The sequence below is a fragment of the Streptomyces canus genome, assembly GCF_041435015.1.
GTDB classification, from domain to species: Bacteria; Actinomycetota; Actinomycetes; order Streptomycetales; family Streptomycetaceae; genus Streptomyces; species Streptomyces canus_G.
This window is the reverse complement of record NZ_CP107989.1, coordinates 4,943,076-4,961,557: the sequence shown is the minus strand read 5'-3', so window position 1 is coordinate 4,961,557 and position 18,482 is coordinate 4,943,076. Positions and strand designations below refer to the sequence as shown.

General features: G+C 70.8%; 19 protein-coding genes. 7 read left to right on the top strand and 12 right to left on the bottom strand.

The features are described 5' to 3' along the window. Positions 1-249 precede the first annotated feature (249 nt). On the top strand, positions 250-1,569 hold the full coding sequence (locus OG841_RS22505) for a phosphatase PAP2 family protein (protein WP_365116684.1): 1,320 nt from the start codon (positions 250-252) through the stop codon (positions 1,567-1,569). A 19-nt stretch (positions 1,570-1,588) separates the two neighbouring features. On the opposite strand, the gene OG841_RS22500 is transcribed toward OG841_RS22505, so the two are convergent. Beyond that, entirely contained in the window at positions 1,589-2,905 is a 1,317-nt protein-coding gene (locus tag OG841_RS22500; protein ID WP_371566679.1) for a helix-turn-helix domain-containing protein, read from the bottom strand. 188 nt (positions 2,906-3,093) lie between these two features. Here OG841_RS22500 and OG841_RS22495 point away from each other — a divergent pair, with 188 nt between their 5' ends. Then, positions 3,094-3,837 carry a DUF4232 domain-containing protein gene (locus OG841_RS22495; protein ID WP_365116687.1) on the top strand — a complete coding sequence of 248 codons (744 nt, stop codon included), beginning with the start codon at positions 3,094-3,096 and terminating at the stop codon, positions 3,835-3,837. Between the two features lie 143 nt (positions 3,838-3,980). Continuing rightward, the gene (locus tag OG841_RS22490; protein ID WP_371566677.1) at positions 3,981-5,243 is read left to right on the top strand and encodes a lactonase family protein; all 1,263 of its coding nucleotides are present in this window, start codon (positions 3,981-3,983) and stop codon (positions 5,241-5,243) included. A gap of 37 nt (positions 5,244-5,280) precedes the next feature. Here OG841_RS22490 and OG841_RS22485 read toward each other — a convergent pair whose 3' ends face one another. The 4 genes from OG841_RS22485 to OG841_RS22470 all read right to left on the bottom strand — a co-directional run bounded on the left by OG841_RS22485 (position 5,281) and on the right by OG841_RS22470 (position 8,963). Continuing rightward, positions 5,281-5,631, bottom strand: coding sequence for a helix-turn-helix domain-containing protein (locus OG841_RS22485; protein WP_328639864.1), 351 nt, complete (start codon positions 5,629-5,631; stop codon positions 5,281-5,283). A gap of 486 nt (positions 5,632-6,117) precedes the next feature. Continuing rightward, entirely contained in the window at positions 6,118-7,581 is a 1,464-nt protein-coding gene (locus OG841_RS22480; RefSeq protein WP_371566674.1) for a DEAD/DEAH box helicase, read from the bottom strand. A 173-nt stretch (positions 7,582-7,754) separates the two neighbouring features. Further along, a complete protein-coding gene (locus tag OG841_RS22475; RefSeq protein ID WP_020113641.1) occupies positions 7,755-7,958 on the bottom strand; it encodes a cold-shock protein in 204 nt (67 codons plus the stop codon). A 348-nt stretch (positions 7,959-8,306) separates the two neighbouring features. Beyond that, the gene (locus OG841_RS22470) at positions 8,307-8,963 is read right to left on the bottom strand and encodes a TetR/AcrR family transcriptional regulator (RefSeq protein WP_365116699.1); all 657 of its coding nucleotides are present in this window, start codon (positions 8,961-8,963) and stop codon (positions 8,307-8,309) included. A gap of 103 nt (positions 8,964-9,066) precedes the next feature. Between OG841_RS22470 and OG841_RS22465 the strand changes: the two genes are divergently transcribed. Genes OG841_RS22465 through OG841_RS22450 form a run of 4 tightly spaced genes read left to right on the top strand, consistent with a single transcriptional unit; the run spans position 9,067 to position 12,955 of the window. Continuing rightward, positions 9,067-10,101 (top strand): medium chain dehydrogenase/reductase family protein, encoded by a 1,035-nt coding sequence (locus tag OG841_RS22465; RefSeq protein ID WP_328639867.1) that lies wholly within the window; start codon positions 9,067-9,069, stop codon positions 10,099-10,101. A 46-nt stretch (positions 10,102-10,147) separates the two neighbouring features. Beyond that, a complete protein-coding gene (locus OG841_RS22460; protein ID WP_365116705.1) occupies positions 10,148-10,762 on the top strand; it encodes an SRPBCC family protein in 615 nt (204 codons plus the stop codon). Between the two features lie 60 nt (positions 10,763-10,822). Beyond that, entirely contained in the window at positions 10,823-11,884 is a 1,062-nt protein-coding gene (locus tag OG841_RS22455) for a right-handed parallel beta-helix repeat-containing protein (RefSeq protein WP_328639869.1), read from the top strand. Between the two features lie 42 nt (positions 11,885-11,926). After that, entirely contained in the window at positions 11,927-12,955 is a 1,029-nt protein-coding gene (locus OG841_RS22450) for a methyltransferase (protein WP_328639870.1), read from the top strand. Positions 12,956-13,057: 102 nt separating this feature from the next. Here the strand turns inward: OG841_RS22450 and OG841_RS22445 are convergent, their stop codons facing one another. The 7 genes from OG841_RS22445 to OG841_RS22415 form a co-directional block, all read right to left on the bottom strand. Next, complete coding sequence (locus OG841_RS22445; protein ID WP_057609423.1) at positions 13,058-13,390, bottom strand: TcmI family type II polyketide cyclase; 333 nt, start codon at positions 13,388-13,390, stop codon at positions 13,058-13,060. 20 nt (positions 13,391-13,410) lie between these two features. Beyond that, the gene (locus tag OG841_RS22440; protein ID WP_062040616.1) at positions 13,411-13,890 is read right to left on the bottom strand and encodes an SRPBCC family protein; all 480 of its coding nucleotides are present in this window, start codon (positions 13,888-13,890) and stop codon (positions 13,411-13,413) included. A 1-nt stretch (position 13,891) separates the two neighbouring features. Then, a complete protein-coding gene (locus OG841_RS22435) occupies positions 13,892-14,149 on the bottom strand; it encodes an acyl carrier protein (protein ID WP_371566668.1) in 258 nt (85 codons plus the stop codon). A gap of 42 nt (positions 14,150-14,191) precedes the next feature. Next, complete coding sequence (locus OG841_RS22430; protein ID WP_371566665.1) at positions 14,192-15,442, bottom strand: ketosynthase chain-length factor; 1,251 nt, start codon at positions 15,440-15,442, stop codon at positions 14,192-14,194. Continuing rightward, positions 15,439-16,707 (bottom strand): beta-ketoacyl-[acyl-carrier-protein] synthase family protein, encoded by a 1,269-nt coding sequence (locus OG841_RS22425; protein WP_328639872.1) that lies wholly within the window; start codon positions 16,705-16,707, stop codon positions 15,439-15,441. The genes OG841_RS22430 and OG841_RS22425 overlap by 4 nt, the downstream gene beginning before the upstream one ends. Next, entirely contained in the window at positions 16,704-17,165 is a 462-nt protein-coding gene (locus OG841_RS22420) for a cupin domain-containing protein (RefSeq protein WP_328639873.1), read from the bottom strand. Before OG841_RS22420 ends, OG841_RS22425 begins: the two co-directional genes overlap by 4 nt. 68 nt (positions 17,166-17,233) lie before the next feature. Then, positions 17,234-18,391: a SchA/CurD-like domain-containing protein gene (locus tag OG841_RS22415; protein WP_371566659.1), complete on the bottom strand. Its 1,158-nt coding sequence runs from the start codon at positions 18,389-18,391 to the stop codon at positions 17,234-17,236. Positions 18,392-18,482 lie beyond the last annotated feature (91 nt).

The window sequence follows — 18,482 nt, the reverse complement described above, 5'->3', positions numbered from 1 at the left end:
CCGGTCCGCAGATCCCGCGCGAGCAGGGCGACCGATCGGACCGCTGCCGCCTGCTGTTCGATTGTTGGCGTCATGCCATACCCTGCATCTTCGGTGAGCCGGGCTTCTCAGGGGGGACACAGGAACCCGGACCGCGATCCTTGCCTCTTCCTCAGTCGGGCGGGCGGTTTTCTGACGAGCATCTAGTGAAATTGGCCGAAATTGATACATATGCCACCGCGGATTGATGCGCGGGCGAGACTCTGGGCCGTGGCGGCTGTCGTGGCCCTCGGGTTCTTCATCGCGCTGGAGCTCACCGCGCGTCACTACGGGGTGCCGGGACCGCTCACCACCCAGGCGCGAGAGCTGTTGGGCCCGCCCAAATCAGGCCCGATGCTGTACGCCGGCCTGGCGTTGATGATGGTGGTGCTCACCTGGCGGCAACGGTTCATCGTGACCGGTGCCGCGGTCGGCATCGACCTCGCCTTCGCGGTGGTCCGGTGGATCTTCGACGTCAAGGTGACCCACGGCCACCCCTTCGGCAACGGTGCGCTGTGGGTGCTCCTGGGCTGCGCGGTCGTCGCCGTCACCCGCCGCACCGGCCCGGAGCGCGTCCTGCTGCTGAAGGGCGTCGGGCTGGGCCTGCTGCTGGTGGCCGGCCGCAAGACCGGTGACACCTGGCTCCTCATCACCGCGAAGAGCCGGCCGCAGGTGCTGGACCCGTATCTGGCGATGGCCGACCACGCCCTGGGCAACCCGTCGTGGATCATGGGCCGGATCGTCACGGCCACCGGAGCGATCGGCTTCAACTTCCTCGACACCATCTACGGCCAGCTCGCGGTGGCCGCCGTGGTCGTCGCGCTGTACCAACTGCGCAACGTGGCGGCGGAGCGCCGCTTCCCACGCCACCACCTGGTGCGCACCTTCCTGCTGATCGGCCTGCTCGGACCGGCCATCTACATGATCTTCCCGGTGGTCGGCCCGGTCTTCGCCTACGGCACCGGCACCGACCACTGGGCGTCGATCGCACTGTGGTCGCCGCAGATACCGAGCGACGGGCACTGGGCGGTGGCGAACCTGTGGCCGCGGACAGCGCCGCCGATATCCGCCCCTCACTCCATACCCTTCGACGAGATCACCCCCCGCAACTGCATGCCCAGCCTGCACACGGCCTGGGCCACCGCGATCTTCATCCATTCCCGCACGGGCCCACGCCTCCTGCGCTACGCGGGCACCTTCTGGCTGATCGCCACCCTCAGCGCCACGCTGGGCTTCGGCTACCACTACGGCGTGGACCTCGTCGCCGGCGTGGTGTTCACCCTCACCATCGAGGCGGGACTGCGCTCGTTCGACCGCGGCTGGGACCGGTCCGGGCTCCGGCTGACCGCCTACGGCGCGACGGTCTTCGTCGCGCTCCTGGTGTCGTATCGCTTCCTGCCGGTGCGCATGGCCGAATACCCCTGGCTGGCCGGACCCCTTGTCCTGCTGGCGATGGCCTCGGTGATCTACGGCTATGTCCGCACCGTCGCCCGGTGGGAACCGGCGACCGCGCCGGTGCGACAGCCGCAGCCGCAGCCCGAACTGCTCTGAACCGCCGCGTACGCCCGGATCAGCCGCCCACCCGCTCGATCCACTCGCTGCTGCCCAGCGGATAGTCGTAGCCCGGGCGGCCCGCATCGGCGCTGGTGCGGAACGGCCTGCCGGCGTTGTCGAGATGGACGGTGCCGCTGCGGTCGCCGCTGGACCAGTCCAGGCTGAGGTCCCAGCGGACGTCGTGCGCCTTGGTGTGGGCGCTGACGTAGAAGACCTCCGGGTCGGACTCGCTGACCTTGTACGGGAAGTCGCGCTGGCCGTTCTTGACGGTGACGGTGGGACTGCCGTCGTCCAGGTCGACGTCGAACGACTTGGTGCCGACACCGCCGCCGCAGCCGACACCCATCGAGTAGTCGTTCCAGGCGAGCGGCGCGCCCTTGGTGAGGACGCGGACGTGCAGGGAGTTCAGCACGACGGTGTCCTCGCCGGTGCCCTGGACGGTGAGCGCGACCCGCTGCTCGCCGGAGGCGACCGCCCCGTAGGCGGCGGACCAGCGCGGCGCGTTCTCCTCGGTCGCCGGCGGGCCGACCTGCTCGGGGTCGCTGTCGACGAGGAAGTGCTGGCTGCACGGGTCCTCGTAGACGTAGGGGCGGATGGCGACGGCGAGGGGGACGGCGGTGGCGGGCCGGTTCGCGCCCTGCTTGCCGTCGCCCGTCGAGGCGCCGGATCCGGAGTCCCCCGAAGCGGCCGTCCCGGTGGGGGAGGCCGAGGCCGATGCGGACGGCTTGTGTCCGCTTCCGCTCGGGGACGGGGTGGTGGAGGGCTTCGCGGGCTCGCCGACGTCCAGGGTGCCGGTGACCGTCGGCGTCGTGGTGTCCCCGGCGCGGACGGTCGTCGGGCGCAGGGCATACGTGACGGCACCCAGCGCGGCGACCACCGCGACGGCGGCGATCAGCGCGGTACGGCGACGACGGAGCCACGGGGGACGACGGGGCGGCGCGGCGGCGGCCGCCGTATGGATGACGACCGGCTCACCGTTCTCGCCCCCGGCCTCGCCCTGTCCGGGTTCCGCCGTACCGTCCGAACCGGCTTCCTGGGCGGGCTCCCGCGTCGCGCCCTGATCCGCTTTGCGTCCACGTGCCGCGTCCGCCAGGATCCAGCGCCGGTGCAGCTCCACCAACTCCTGCGGTGTGGCCCGGCAGACCCTCGCGAGGCGCTCCACCGGGGCGTACTCGACCGGCACCGCGGTGCCGTTGCAGTAGCGGTGCAGCGTCGACGTACTCATGTGCAGACGCTTGGCGAGCGTCCCGTAACTCAGCCCCGAACGGTCCTTGAGCTCCCGCAGCAACTGCGCGAACTCCTCGGTCCGTTCGGTCCCCGTTTCCTCCGACACCCGTTCCCCTCAACCCCCCGCGTCCCAGTCACGCATTCCAGGGTCACTGAATTCCCCCTGGTCAGCGCCCATTTCGGCGTTCCAGCATCCCCAACTGCCCGCTGAACGTGGCGGTCGGGACGGATCACCTCACAAGCTTCGGTCATCCAATCACCACGGCCACCCGAACACCGAAGGGGCACCACACCATGTCCAGCCTCCGCACCTCCCGCACCCGTCTCGTCGCTGCCGCCGCCACCGCCGTCCTCGCGACGCTCTCACTGAGCGCGTGCAACAACGGGACGGGCACCCAGGACGAGGGCAGCGGGTCGAGCACGAGCCCCTTGTCCGCGGCGCCCTCTCCGACCACGGCCTCCAACTCCCCGGCCCCCTCGGGTTCTTTGGGCTCCTCGTCCGGCAAGGCTCCCTCGGCCGCCACGGGCTCCTCCGGCGCCGGGTCCGCGGGCGGCGCCGCGACGACCGCCGCACGCACCCCCGCCCCGAAGGCGCCCGCCTCCTCCGGCAAGCCGGTCACCTGTGAGGGCTCCACCACGAAGACGGTCGCGGCCCCGCTGACCCGTCCCGTGAACCACATGCTGCTCACGGTGACCAACACCGGCAGCAAGAGCTGCTACCTGTACGGCTACCCGGCCGTCCGCTTCGGCGAGGCCCAGGCCGTGCCCCCGGTCATCGAGGACTCGCAGCCGCAGGCGGTCGTCACGCTGGGGCCCGGCGAGTCCGGCTACGCCTCCGTGAACCTGTCCGCGACCGACGGCAGCGGCGCGAACGGCTACACCGCGAAGTCCCTGACCGTCTACTTCCAGGGCCGCTCCGGCAACGAGAGCGTCGGCACGGGCGCCCACCCGTCGATGCCGGCGAAGGGCGTCTACGTCGACGACTCGCTCAAGGTCACCTACTGGCAGCAGTCGATGGACGACGCCGTGAGCTGGTGACATGTGACCAGGCGCCCGGCCGCCCGCGATCTCTTACGAGAGTCTGACGCGGACCGCGTTCCGTACCGGCACACCGTTCCCGCTGGCCACTCTGGTGTCGTTCGCAGCCGCGGACGACACCGCACGGACACCGAGGAACGGACATGGGCATGGACTCCGGCAGGCACGGCGACAGGGACAACGGCCACATCGAGCACCGCCGCACGCGCAGGGGGCACCGGGCGCAGTCCAGGACACGGCGCATCGTGATCGGCGGTGGCGCCCTCGCCCTCGCCGGGGCGGCGACCGTGGCCGTGTCCCTGGCCTCGGCCAGTCAGTACTCCGGGAAGGCCGCCGGGGCCGATCACGCCGTCTTCGTCCAGGGCAACGAGCTGGACGGCAACACCATCCACGTGTTCAAGCGGGGCGACGACGGCAAGCTCGCACGCGCGGCGGACTACGCGACCGGCGGCAAGGGCGGCGACCAGGTCGACGCCCCCACCGACTCGCTCGCCTCCCAGGGCTCGCTCGTCTACGACGACCGCTCGGGCATGCTGCTGGCGGTCAACGCCGGCAGCGGCACGGTGACCTCGTTCCGCGTCGAGGGACAGCGGCTCGGGGAGCGGAAGGTCGTGAGTTCCGGCGGGCGGTTCCCGTCGAGCATCGCGGTGCACGGCAGCATCGCGTACGTCATGAACGCGGGCGGCGCGGGCAGCGTCCAGGGCTTCAGGATCACCGGCGGCGGACTTCAGCCGCTTCCCGGCTCCCACCGCTCCCTGGGCTTGAACAACAAGGACATACCGCGCTTCGACACCTCTCCGGGCGAGGTCGAGTTCACCCCCGACGGGCGGAACCTGGTGGTCACGACCAAGGGCAACAACACCGTGGAGGTGTTCCCGATGAAGCGGAACGGACTCCCGGCCGTCGCCGCACCGGTGGTCAACAAGTCGGCCGGCGGCGTCCCGTTCGCGATCAGCTTCGACCGGAGCGGGAAGCGGATGCTGGTCGCCGAGGCCGAGAAGTCCACGGTCACCACCTACCAGGTGCGGCGGGACGGCAGGCTGAAGGTCCTGCAGCGGCCCCTGGCCAGTGGTCAGGAGGTGCTGTGCTGGCTGGAGCGGGCGGGCGACTTCTTCTACGGGGGCAACACCGGCAACTCCACCGTCACCGGCTACCGCATGGACGGACACGGCAAGCTCTCCCTGACCGACAAGGTGGGCCTCGCCACCCCGCCGTCCAGCAAGTCGCAGGGGGTGATCGACCTCGCCGTCACGAAGGACGAGAGGTTCGTCTACGTCCAGAACGCCACTTCCGGCACCGTCGACGGCTTCCGCGTCGAGACCGACGGCGCCCTCACCAAGGTGACGACGGCCACGGGCCTGCCCGCCTTCGGTGAGTCGGGGATGGAGGGGATCGCCGCGGTCTGAACCGCGGTGCGCCGTGGGCCGTACCGCGTCCGCGTGGTCAGCCCGAACCCGGCCCGGAGCTGTCGGCCGCCGCGTTCGCGGCGCGGCGGTACTCGGCGTTGATGCGCTGAGCTTCCTCGAGCTGGTCCTCGAGGATGACGATGCGGCACGCGGCGTCGATCGGGGTTCCCCTGTCGACCAGCTCGCGGGCGCGGGCGGCGATCCGCAGCTGGTAGCGGGAGTACCGGCGATGTCCGCCCTCCGAGCGCAGCGGAGTGATCAGACGGGCCTCGCCGATGGCTCGGAGGAAGCCCGGGGTGGTGCCGAGCATCTCGGCGGCCCGGCCCATGGTGTACGCCGGGTAGTCGTCGTCGTCCAGGCGGTCGCCCAGGGGAATATCTGCTGCCATGTCACCTCGTTGTACAACGCGTCGAGGGGCCCTGATGCCGTACGGCACCAGGGCCCCGAAGGGAATTCAACACCATCTGTCGGCCCTCATGCTGCGCCGACCTTCGGTTTCCGCTACCCGGCCCGGTGACGGGAGGGGTGCGGGGATCGCGGCTGCGTGACCGGGGACCACCATCCAATCCGGGGTCTTGCGGTACCCGGACCGAATGCATGCGGACCGGGCGATCCTGATGGCGTCTGCTCCTCCGTCCTTGCTCCGAACCCCGCCAGTTCGTGTCTGGCGGGTCTCGCTTGACCGTGTCTACGAGAAAAACAGTAACCGTGCCGACGGCCAATGTCTACTCTGGCAAGAGGAGATTTTGGCGTTCGAGTGACGCAGAGATCCTGAGGCAGCCGGCACGCGAGCCGGACTGCGTGGCGATACGACAGTGGGGCCCTGCCGACGCACGTCGGCAGGGCCCCACGGGGAGCTGAGAGGGATGTCGTCCTAGGCGGCGGAGCCGAAGCCGGTCCGTCGCGGTCCGCCACGGCGTGCCGCCTCGCCCGCGGGACGGCCCTGGCCGGACTGGCCCCGGCGGCCCCGACGGCCCCGGGAAGAGGACGAGGAGGACGTGCCGCGGGGGCGTTCGGGCTGCGGCGCCGTGATGACGACCGGGATGCCGGACGGGGCCTGGGCCCCGGTGATGCGGCTCAGCTCCGCCTCGCCCGAACGCACCTGGGCGATCTGCGGGGTGATCCCCGCCGAAGCCATCAGCCGGCTCATCTCGCGGCGCTGGTTCGGGGTGACCAGGGTGACGACGCTGCCGGACTCGCCGGCGCGGGCCGTACGGCCGCCGCGGTGCAGGTAGTCCTTGTGGTCCGTGGGCGGATCCACATTGACGACCAGGTCGAGGTTGTCGACGTGGATGCCGCGCGCCGCGACGTTGGTCGCCACCAGCACGTTGACGTGTCCGGTCTTGAACTGCGTCAGCGTGCGGGTGCGCTGCGGCTGGGACTTGCCGCCGTGCAGGGCCGCGGCGCGGACGCCGCTGCTGAGCAGGTGCTTGGTCAGCCGGTCCACCGCGTGCTTGGTGTCGAGGAACATGATCACGCGGCCGTCTCGTGCCGCGATCTCGGTGGTCGTCCGGTGCTTGTCCGCGTCGTGCACATGCAGGACGTGGTGCTCCATCGTGGTGACCGCGCCGGCGGAGGGGTCGACGGAGTGCACGACGGGGTCGCTGAGGTAGCTGCGCACCAGCCGGTCGACGTTGCGGTCCAGGGTGGCCGAGAAGAGCATGCGCTGTCCCCCGGGACGCACCTGGTCGAGCAGCGCGGTGACCTGCGGCATGAAGCCCATGTCGGCCATCTGATCGGCCTCGTCCAGGACGGTGATGGCCACCTCGTCCAGCCGGCAGTCGCCCCGGTCGATCAGGTCCTTGAGGCGCCCGGGTGTCGCGACGACCATCTCGGCCCCGGCGCGCAGCGCGCCGGCCTGCCTGCCGATGGACATCCCGCCGACGACGGTGGCCAGCCGCAGGCTCAAGGAGCGGGCATAGGGCGCGAGCGCGTCGGTGACCTGCTGGGCGAGCTCGCGGGTGGGGACGAGGACGAGGGCGAGCGGCTGCCGCGGCTCGGCACGGCGTCCCGCGGTACGGGCCAGTGCGGCGAGGCCGAAGGCGAGGGTCTTGCCCGAGCCGGTGCGGCCGCGGCCGAGGACGTCACGGCCGGCCAGGGAGTTCGGCAGGGTCGCCGCCTGGATCGGGAACGGTTGGGTCACGCCTTCCTGGGCCAGCGTGGCCAACAGCCGTGCGGGCATGGCGAGATCGGCGAACGCCTCGACAGGGGGCAGAGCGGGCGTGATCGTCCTGGGCGGCGCGAACTCGCCCGACACTGCCTGTCGATTCCCGTGGGGCTTGGAACGGCGCGGGCCGGCGGAGCGGCCACGGGTGGGATTTGTACGTGTGCGATTCATGCGAAACCTTCCTCGATACGGCGCGTATCAAGGAATTCCCGCAGCAGATGAGCAGCGCAGAGAATCGCGAGAACGAGCCGAAGGCGATGTGTGATGCGCCCTGAAAATGCCGCGAGCCGGGGCCCGCACCGCACGGTGCGGGCCCCAGCTGCGAAGTATCGGCGGTGCCGGTGTCAGGCGGTGACGATGTTCTCGGCCGTCGGGCCCTTCTGGCCCTGAGCGATGTCGAACGACACCTTCTGGCCTTCCTGCAGCTCGCGGAAGCCCTGGGCGGCGATGTTCGAGTAGTGGGCGAAGACGTCGGGGCCGCCGCCGTCCTGCTCGATGAAGCCGAAGCCCTTTTCCGCGTTGAACCACTTCACGGTGCCAGTAGCCATGTTATTTCTCCTTCGGAGGCGGTTTCGGAAATTCACCCTGTGTGAATCTCCGTGTCGCCGTGCTGATTAACCCGTCGGAAAAAACCTTCTGGCAACCACACCTGCAACTGAGATCGACAGTAGCACGGGGGGTCGGACCTGTGGGTTCGCCAATTTTGCCCCCCGGCCCTGGTCCGGGGAATACTCGCCGGACCCCGAGTCTATTTCTCACACCACGGGCACAGATATTGCTCTGCGTGCACGAGCGTTCCTGCCGTGCGCCGGTGTCCACAGCCCTGTGACCTCGGACGACGGGAGATGCGCCGCCGTCACCGGCGTCAGTGGCCGGTGTGCCCGCCACGATGAAAGTCACATCTTGCCGGAGCCGGTCAGGGCGTCCAGCTCGGCGGCGTAGAGCAGTGCCGGGTCGAATCCCATCCCGTTGAAGTGGCCGGCGAGTTCCAGGGACAGGGTGCCGTGCAGCCGGGTCCAGAAGGTCAGGGCCCGGTGAAGGCCGACGGCCGGGGCGGGGTGGCCGTCCGCCCATTCCCGGTGGTCCTCGAGGTGGGCGTCGAACGGCGTCGCCGGGCCGTTCGAGGGCAGCCCTGCGCAGGCGTCCAGGAGCGTCGCCATGATCTCGGACGCGATCGCGGTGATGTCGTCGGGCGCGTGATAGCCGGGGACGGGCGTGCCGTAGATGAGGAAGTAGCGCTGCGGGTCCTCCAGGGCCCATGCCCGCAGGGCGTGCGCCAGCGCGGACACGTCGGCGCCGGACCGTGAGGTCGCGCGGAAGGCGTCGGCGAGGCTTCGGTACGCGTCCCTGACGAGCTCGGTGATCAGCTCGTCACGGCCGGCGTAGTACCGGTACAGCGCGGGCCCGCTCATGCCCAGCTGTTTGGCGATCGCGTTGAGGGAGAGCGCGGACGCGCCCGCCGTGGCGATCTGCTCCCACGCACGGTCCTTGATCTCCGTACGCACCTGGGCGCGGTAGCGCTCGCGCGGGGTCTTCGCTTCCGGATTCACCATGGTTAGAGGGTATCACTGAAGTTATTGACACTCCCGAGCCTGTGCAGTTATAACTTCTAACGAACGCGAAGCCGAGTAACCCAGCGTCTCTGTGGAGGTCGTCATGAACACCGAAGAACTCGTCGAGGTCGTCCTGCCGGGCAAGGTCGAGCCCGAAGGACTGCAGATCCGGCACGGAGCCGTTCCCGCACCGGGGCCGGGCCAGGTCGTGATCCGGATGGAGGCGACCGGCGTCTCCTTCGCCGAGCAGCAGATGCGGCGCGGCCGCTACTACGACCAGCCGCCGTTCCCGTTCGTGCCCGGCTACGACCTCGTCGGCACCGTCATGACGACCGGCGAGGGCGTGCGGTCGGACCTGGCCGGCACCCGGGTCGCCGCGCTGGTGAAGGTCGGCGGCTGGGCCAGCCATGTGCTCGTCGACGCGGCGGACGTGGTGCCGGTGCCCGAGGGGATCGATGCGGCGGAGGCGGAGACCCTCGTCGTCAACGGCATCACCGCCTGGCAGATGCTGCACCGCAAGGCCCGCGTCCGCGCCGGACAGACCGTCGTCGTGCACGGCGCCAACGGCGGCGTCGGATCGGTCCTGGTCCAGCTCGCCCGGGCCGCGGGCGCCCACGTGATCGGTACGGCGTCCCCGCGCCACCACGACGCCCTGCGGGCAAGGGGAGTCGTCCCGGTCGACTACCGCGCCCACGACCTCGCCGCACGGATCCGCGAACTCGCCCCGCGCGACGGCGTGCACGCCGTCTTCGACCACGTCGGCGGCCGCGGCATCGTGGACTCCTGGCGGCTCCTCGCCCCCGGCGGCACGCTCGTCTCGTACGGCAGCGCCGCCACCCGTGACGCCGAGGGCTCCAAGCAGTGGCCCGTACTGAAACTCCTCGGCCGGGTGTGGCTGTGGAACGCGCTGCCCAACCGCCGCCGCGCCTACTTCTTCAACGTGTGGGCCGGCCGGGCCCTGGCCAGGAACCGGTTCCGGTCCCGCCTCCGCGCCGACCTCACCCAGGTCTTCGCCGCCCTCCAGCGCGGCGAGGTCACCGCCCAGATCGCGGCCCGGCTGCCGCTCGCCGAAGCCGCGGACGCTCTGCGGCTGGCCGAGTCCGGCACCGTCGCCGGAAAGGTCGTCCTCAACCCCTAGCGAGCGGGCACGTACCCGAACCCGCCATCGCCACGAGAGGAACACCATGTCCACAAGGTCCCGCACGCTCGCGGTCTCGCTCGCCGTCCTCGGCGTCCTGGCGAGCACCGTCCCGGTCGCGCAAGCGGCCCACCACGGCGGACCTCCCCGGTGTGGCGGACGCGGCGTCGACGCCGGCGCCACCGTCCGCTACCGGTCCGACGTCGTGATCAAGGCCCCGCTGAGCACCGTATGGAAACTCCAGACGGACGTCGAACGCTGGCCGTCCTGGCAGCCCCCGGTCATCACGGCCGAGCGTCTCGACCCGGGCCGGCTCGAGAAGGGGTCGCGGTTCCGGTGGACGACCCCCGCGCCCGCCACCCCCACGACCCCCGCCACCACACTCGCCATCACCTCCACGGTCCGGGAACTCCGGCACCACGACTGCGTCCTGTGGAGCGGACCCGCGATCGGGGAGGGGCTGCGCATCGACGAGGGGGTGCACCTGTGGACCTTCAGGAAGGTCAGGGGCGGAGTGCACGTCCACACCGAGGAGACCTGGACCGGCGCTCAGGTCGAAGCGGACGTCCCCACCGCGACCGCGGCCCTCGGCGCGGGCCTCGAGGCCTGGCTGCGGGACCTGAAGTCCACCGCGGAGGCCGGGCTCACGAGCCGGCCGTGACACGCCGTCGGATGGCTCATCCAGCCCGTTCCCGACCTTTCGGGTCATAACGTACCGGATATGATGAGATTTCATATCTCCCGCCTGGCATGCGCCGCGGCGATCATCGGGGCCGTGTTCGGGGCCGCCCCGCCCGTCGCCGCCGACCAGATGACCCACGTGGTCTTTCCCGGACAGTCGATCCAGCGGGCGGTGGACGCCGCCGAGCCGGGAGACACCGTTCTCCTGGCCCCCGGCACCTATCGCGAGAGCGTCCTGGTGAGCACCCCCGGGATCACCCTGACCGGCATGGGCCGAAGCACCGTCATCGAGCCGGACACGAAGCAGGCAGGCAAGTGTGCCGAGGCCGGCAACGGCATCTGCGTGATCGGGACGAAGGCCCACGACGTCGAGGGCGTCACCATCGCCTCCCTCGCCGTGACCGGCTTCACCGGGAGCGGCGTGTTCGCCATGGCGACCGACGGGCTGACCGTGCGGAACGTGACCGCGGTGAAGAACGGGGTGTGGGGGATCGCCCAGGAGCGTTCGGTCCACAGTGAGTTCCGGAGGAACACCGCCCGGGACAACGGTGACGCCGGCCTGTTCCTCGCGAACACGATCAAAGAGGAGGCGGGCGCCGCGGACACCGGGGGAACCGTGGTCGAACACAACCGCCTGGAGGGCAACCGGATCGGCATCACCGTCCGGCGCCTGAGGAACCTCACCGTCGCGGGCAACCACCTCACCGGCAACTGCGCGGGCGTCTTCGTCGTGGGCGACGAGAACAAGCCGAAGGCCGGCGCGCTGACCGTGCGCGACAACACCATCGCGAAGAACAACAAGTCCTGCCCGAAGACGGCACGGCTGGACGCGCTCCAGGGCTCCGGCATCGTGCTGACCGGTGCCGAGGACACGCTGGTGACGGGCAACCGCATCACCGGCAACGTCGGTGCCTCCCCGCTGTCGGGCGGCATCGTCCTGTTCAAGAGCTTCGTGGGCACCACCAGCGAGCGGAACCGGATCGCCGACAACGTGCTCGAGGGCAACGCCCCGGCGGACCTCGTCAACACGGACACCACCGGCAAGGGCAACACCTTCGAAGGCAACACCTGCGGGGCGTCCAGGCCCGCGGGACTGTGCTGACCGGCCGTGGCCGCTCATGAACTCCAAGAAGGAAGAGGGCACATGACAACCGCACAGACCGCCCCACCGCCGTCCATGCGGCTCAGGGAGCTCGTGTTCGGGGCGGCTTGTGCGGCCGCCGTCCGCGCGGCCGCCCGACTGGGGGTCGCCGACGCCCTCGACGACAGCCCACTGGCCGTGGAGGACCTCGCGGCCGCGGTGAAGACCGAGCCGAAGACCCTGCGCCGGCTGCTGCGCGCCCTGTCCTGCTACGGCCTCTTCGCCGAGCAGCCGGACGGGACGTTCGCGCACACCGACATGTCCCGGCTGCTGCGCGAGGACGATCCGCACAGCCTGCGCGCCATCGCACTGTGGTGCACCGAGCCGTGGACCTGGGACGCGTGGCCGCTGCTGGACGAGGCGGTGCGCACCGGCCGCAACGTCGTGGAGGACCTGTACGGCAAGGAGTTCTTCCAGTACCTCAACGAGGACGCCCCGGAATCGGCCGACGTCTTCAACCGCGCCATGACGACCTCCAGCGTGCAGTCGGCGCGGGACGTGGCCCAGTTCCTCGACCTGTCGGGGAGCACGTCGGTCGCCGACATCGGGGGTGGTCAGGGGCATGTGGTGGCGAGCCTGCTGGAGAAGTATCCGGCGCTCCACGGCACCCTGCTCGACCTGCCGCGCGTGGTCGACAACGTCGACCCACGGCTGCGCGCGGGAGGGGCGCTCGCGGACCGGACACGCCTGGTGCCCGGCGACTGCCGCGAGGCCGTCCCGGTCCGGGCCGACGTCTACATCATCAAGAACATCCTGGAGTGGGACGACGACAGCACGACCCGCGTCCTGCGCAACGTCATCGCGGCGGGCGGGCCGGGAGCGCGGGTCGTGGTCATCGAGAACCTCGTCGACGACTCGCCGTCGATGCGGTTCAGCACCGCCATGGACCTGCTGCTGCTCCTGAACGTCGGAGGGGCCAAGCACACCACCGGGAGCCTGACCGGCAGGCTGACGGAGGCGGGCCTGGTCATCGACGACGTCCGCCCGGTCAACCCCTATCTGCACGCGTTCGACTGCACGATCCCCGCCTGACCCCGTCCCCGGACGGAACCGGCGGACCCGGCGGAACCCGCGGACCGACGCTCGCCGGGCACGCGAACAGTGCGTGCCCGGCGAGCGTCGGTCCGCGGCGGTTCAGGAGCCGGCGTCCCGCTCCCAGCGGTAGAAGCACCGCGCCATCGCGTCCTTGGGCGAGCGCCAGGTCGCCGGGTCGTACGCGGTGACGTACGCCGACAGCCGTTCGCTGATGTCCCGGAACTCGGGGTGCCCGGCCGCCTTCGCGATGGCCGGCCCGGGGTCCCGCTCGGACTCGATGAGGTGCAGGTACACGTCGTCGAACTGGAAGAGACTGCGCCGGGCGACCCCGACGAGGTGCGGCAGTTCTCCCCGGTCCGACTCCTCGAACACCTTGGCGATGTCCAGGGCCGACTCCGGGGCCATCCGGGCGACGATCAGGGACTGATGCATCGTCATGTCCTCCGTCCCGCTCAGTCGGACATCATCGACACGGGCCGGCGCTCTCCGGCGGCCTGCTCGATGCGGTCCCGGATCAGCGCCATCTGGACCTTGGAGTTCCGGTTGATGTTGTCCGTCATCCAGGCGTCGTCGACCGGTGCGTCCGGCCGCATCGCGAAGTCCTGCGTCCACACCATCCGGGTGCCCTCGGGCACCTTCTCGTACTGCCACACGATGTTCATGTAGGCGAAGGGCCCGGTCTCGACACGGCGAGCCCGCACGGTGAGCGTGTCGCGGTCCGGCTCCCGTTCCGAGACCCAGCTCCACACCTTGCCGTCCTGGTCGGGGTGCATGGTCAGCCGGAAGGTGGTCCGGTTCCCCTCCCGGGAGATGATCTCGGCGGAGGCGTACTCGCTGAACAGCTGCGGCCAGCTCTCGACGTCGTTGGTCATGTCCCAGACCAGGTCCAACGGGGCCGCGATGGTGACGTCGTTCTGCGTGTGTCCGGGCATCTCAGGCTCCTGCCAGAAGCGCGCTGTTGACGAGTTCGAGGAACTGCCGAGGGCTCTTGCTCTTCTCCGCGTCGGCAGGCATCGGCGTGCCGTACCGGTTCTCCAGCTCGCCCACGATGCCGAGCAGACCGAGCGAGTCGAGGCCGAAGGCGTCGAAGCCGGACTCCTGCCGCTGCTGGAGCTCCTCCGGGGCGACGGTGATCCCGGCGGCCTTCTTCATGAGCTCGGCCAGCTCTTCCACGGTGATTCGGTCACTCATGCGGTTCCTCTCCTTGCTGGGTGATGGGTGTGCGACGCCTCGCTAGGAGGCATCGGCGGCACCGCGCCGTAGCACCAGCGCCGCGTTCGACCCCATGAGTCCTCGGCTGAGGACCAGCGCCGTGCGCAACTCGGTGGCTCGCGCGCGGGCGGTGACGAGGTCGAGGTCGTGGCAGACGTCGAAGACGTTGGGGGTGGGGGGGATCAGACCGTGCTCCATCGCGAGCACCGCGGCGGCGACGTCCAGCAGGGGCGCCGCGCCGCAGGCCCGGCCGACGGCGGTCTTCGGCGCCGTGACGGGGACGCGGGTGCCGTGCGGGCCCAGTGCGTCCGCGATCGCCAGCGCCTCGGCACGGTCGGCCTCCGGGACACCGAGGGCGTCGGCGAAGACCACGTCGATCTCCTCGGGAGCGCACCCGGCCTCGTCCAGGGCGCCCCGGATCGCCTGGGCCAGCCCCTCCCGGGACTGCTCCCAGCGGGACGCGCCGGTGAAGGTCGCCGCGTGTCCCGCCAGCGTGGCCCGCACCAGCACGCCCCGTTCCCGGGCCGAGGTCTCGGCCTCCACGACGACCATGGCACCGCCCTCGGCGGGCACGAATCCGCAGGCCGCGGTGGTGAACGGGCGGTAGGCACGGTCCGGTTCGGCGACGGTGCTCAGCTCCTCGTAGCCGAGCTGGCAGACCATCGAGTAGGGGGCCAGCGGCGCCTCGGTCGCGCCGGCCACCATCACGTCGGTGCCGCGCCGCACGGCCCGCGCCGCATGCGCCAGGGCGTCCAGGCCGCCGGCCTCGTCGGAGGCGACCACCCCGCAGGGGCCCTTGAGGCCGCGCCGGATGGAGATCTGGCCGGTGCTCGCGGCGTAGAACCAGGCGATGGACTGGTACGGCCCGACGAAGCGGCTTCCCTTGCTCCACAGTTGCTGCAGTTCGCGCTGCCCGAACTCACCGCCACCGGATCCGGCGGCGGTGACCACGCCCACGGAGAAGGGCGCGGCGTCGGTTTCGGACCGGCTGAGCCCGGCGTCGTCCAGTGCCAGGTCGGCCGCGGCCATCGCGAAGTGCGTGAACCGGTCGGTCTGGACGAGGTAGCGCTCCTCGACCGCCGCCGGCGGGTCGAAGTCCCGGATCTGGCCGGCCACCCGCAGCGGCAGGTGCTCGCACCCCTCACGGGTGATCCGGTCCAGGACGACGACACCCTCGCTGGTGGCCTTCCAGAAGGCCTCGGTGCTGTTTCCGTTGGGCGCGACCACGCCGATTCCGGTGACGGCCGCGCGCCGGGGATGCGGTGCGCTCATTCGGTCCTCTCCCTCGGCAGGGTCATGATCACCGCGGACTGGAAGCCGCCGAACCCACTGCCCACGGAGAGCACGCTGCGCAGTCTGCGCTCGCGGGCGACGCGCGGGACGTAGTCCAGGTCGCACTCGGGGTCCGGGGTCTCGTAGTTCGCGGTGGGCGGGACGACCTGGTGGGCCAGGGCCAGCGCGCAGGCGACGACCTCGATCGCCCCGATCGCGCCGAGGGAATGGCCCACCATGGATTTGATGGAACTCATGGGTGTGTCATAGGCGTGCGCGCCCAGAGCCCGTTTGACCGCGGCCGTCTCGTGCCGGTCGTTCTGCTGGGTGCCCGACCCGTGTGCGTTGACGTAGTCGATCGCCGTGGCGTCGAGCCGGGCCTGGCCGAGGGCGTCCTCGATGGCCCGGGCCATTTCCAGGCCCTCACGGGTCAGACCGGTCATGTGGTAGGCGTTGCCGAAGGTGGCGTAGCCGCCTATCTCGCAGTACACGTGCGCGTCACGGGCCCGGGCGTGCTCCAGCTCCTCCAGGACGAGCACCGCGCCGCCCTCGCCCATGACGAACCCGTTGCGGCGGGCGTCGAAGGGCCGTGAGGCGTGGGCGGGGTCGTCGTTGCTCGGGGAGGTGGCCTTGATCGCGTCGAAGCAGGCCATGGTGATGGGCGAGATCGGGGAGTCCGAGGCGCCCGTGATGCACACGTCGGCCCTGCCCTCCTCGATCGTGTGGAAGGCGTACCCGACCGCGTCGAGCCCCGAGGTGCAGCCCGTGGAGACCGTCTGCACCGGCCCGCGTGCCTCGAACCGCTCCGCCACCGCCGAGGCGAGGGTGCTGGGCGTGAACGCCCGGTGCAGGTGCGGGCCGGCCTTGCGGTGGTCCACGTCCCAGTGCTGCCCGCGGTCGCTGACCAGCACGTAGTCGTTCTCCAGCCGGGTGGTTCCGCCGACCGCGGTGCCCAGCGAGACGCCGACCCGCCACGGGTTCTCCCCGGCGAGGTCGAGACCGGAGTCCCGTATCGCCTCGTCCCCGGCGACCAGGGCGAACTGGAGGTAGCGGTCGCTCCGAGCGATCTGCTCCGCGTCCAGCCCGTGGGCCGCCGGGTCGAAGTCGCACTCGGCGGCGATCTGCGAACGCAGCCCGGACGGGTCGAAGAACGTGATGCCGCGGGTCGCCGTACGACCGCTGGTCAGCAGATCCCAGAACGCCGGGACACCGATGCCGCCCGGGGCGACGATTCCTATGCCGGTGACCGCCACGCGCCTCCTCATGAGCGCATCCGGGTTCGTTCGGCGGGCCCGCCCGCACCCGCGTGGGCCGCCTCCGCCGGGATCGGCACGCCGTCGGCGTCCTCGGTGTCGACGTGCCCGAGCGGCGGGCTCGGCGCCAGCGGGCCGAGGTGGAAGACCATGCGGGCCTCCACCTTGCCGACGTTGCGGAAGCGGTGCCGCATGTGGGACGGGATCAGGAGCCCCTGCTCGGGTTGGAGCGGGTGCGGCTCGCCGTCGAGGTCCACTTCGAGCTGTCCGCAGACGACGTAGATGAACTCCTCGGAGTACGGGTGGTAGTGCTCGGCGATGCGGTCGCCGGGCTGCACGATGGCCACGCCCATGAAACCGCTGGTGGAGCCGACCGTGGTGGGGGTGAGCATGGCGCGCAGATCGCCTCCGCGCCGGGTGTTGGGCTCGACCTCGCTGAGATCCACCACTCCGGGATGACGTTTGATCACGACGTTCCTCCGAACATGTGCTGCTTCGACATGAGGGCGTGGCCGGTCACGGCCCGGTGGCCGGTGAATCAGGCGCCGGGCGCGCGGCGGTCGGTGACGAGGTCCATGCGGGAGACCGCGAGGAGGTGGGCGGGGGCGCTGTCCTTCAGCGCCCGGCCGTCCAGTCCGAGGGCCTCGCCGTCGAGCAGGGCCGTCAGTTCGGCCGCCCGGCCGTGGTCGGTGAGACCGAGCACGGGTCCGGGGTCGCTGTCGAGGGCGCCGCGCACGTCGACCAGCCGCATCACGACGTCGTCGCGCTGGAAGATCGTGCTGCGCAGCACCGGTCCCCGCGGATCGTCCGCCGCCGCCTCGTCCTGCCGGGCGAGCAGCTCGGCCAGCCGCATACCGCACCCTTCGCGGGCCGGGTAGTACAGCGCGTGCCGGACGGCCTCCGGGCTCTCCTGACCGGCGGTCACATGGTGTACGGCGGGCAGCGCCGCGCGGGTGAAGAAGAGCCGGGCGGACTCGGGGTCGTCCAGGTCCCGGTCCTGCTCCAGATAGGGGTTGATGGCTTCCTCGACGGCCCGCACCTCGGGCTGCCGGGCGACGTGGCGCAGCGCGGCGAGCAGGTCGCCCCGCACCTCGATGGCCCGGACCACCCGGTTGCCGTGCATGAAGAGGGAGGTGCGGCACAGCCGGGTGGCGTCGTCGACCCGCGGCTCCGGTGAGGTGTAGCCGGCGAGGATCTTGGCGACGGTGTCCTCACTGCCCGGCTTGACCGTGAAGGTGAGCGCGTGACGGATCAGCCCGTCACCGATCCTGGGGGACGCCTGGAGCCGGCGTTTGCCGGGCCCGGTCGGCACGGCCGGCCCGCCGGTCTCGCGGACGATGTGGAAGCGCAGCGACCTGGTGTCCCGGACGCAACTGTGCAGCGGCTCCACCATCCGCACGTGTTCCTCGCTGTTCACCCAGGTGAGGAAGGGCGGTGCGCTCTCCCACTCACTGGTGATGAGCCACTGGGAGGGGTTCTCGATGGACTGGCACAGCTGGTCGCTGACATGTCCGGGAACCGAGGCGACCTGGCTGCACAGACTCTCGTACGCCTCGAGGAACTGCTGCTGGGCCCCGTCGTAGACGTCCACCAACAGGACGACACGGAGCCTGGAGCCGTCGAACACGGACTGGGAGACCCGCTGCGAAGCCTGTTGCTCAGGCGCTTTCGAAACACGGTCGGACGTGGTGGTCATCCTGTGTACATCTCCTTCGGGGGCAGAGGCGGACGAACGTCGGTCGCGGGGGATGACGTCGGCGTTCCTCGATCGTCAGCCCGCCCCCGCA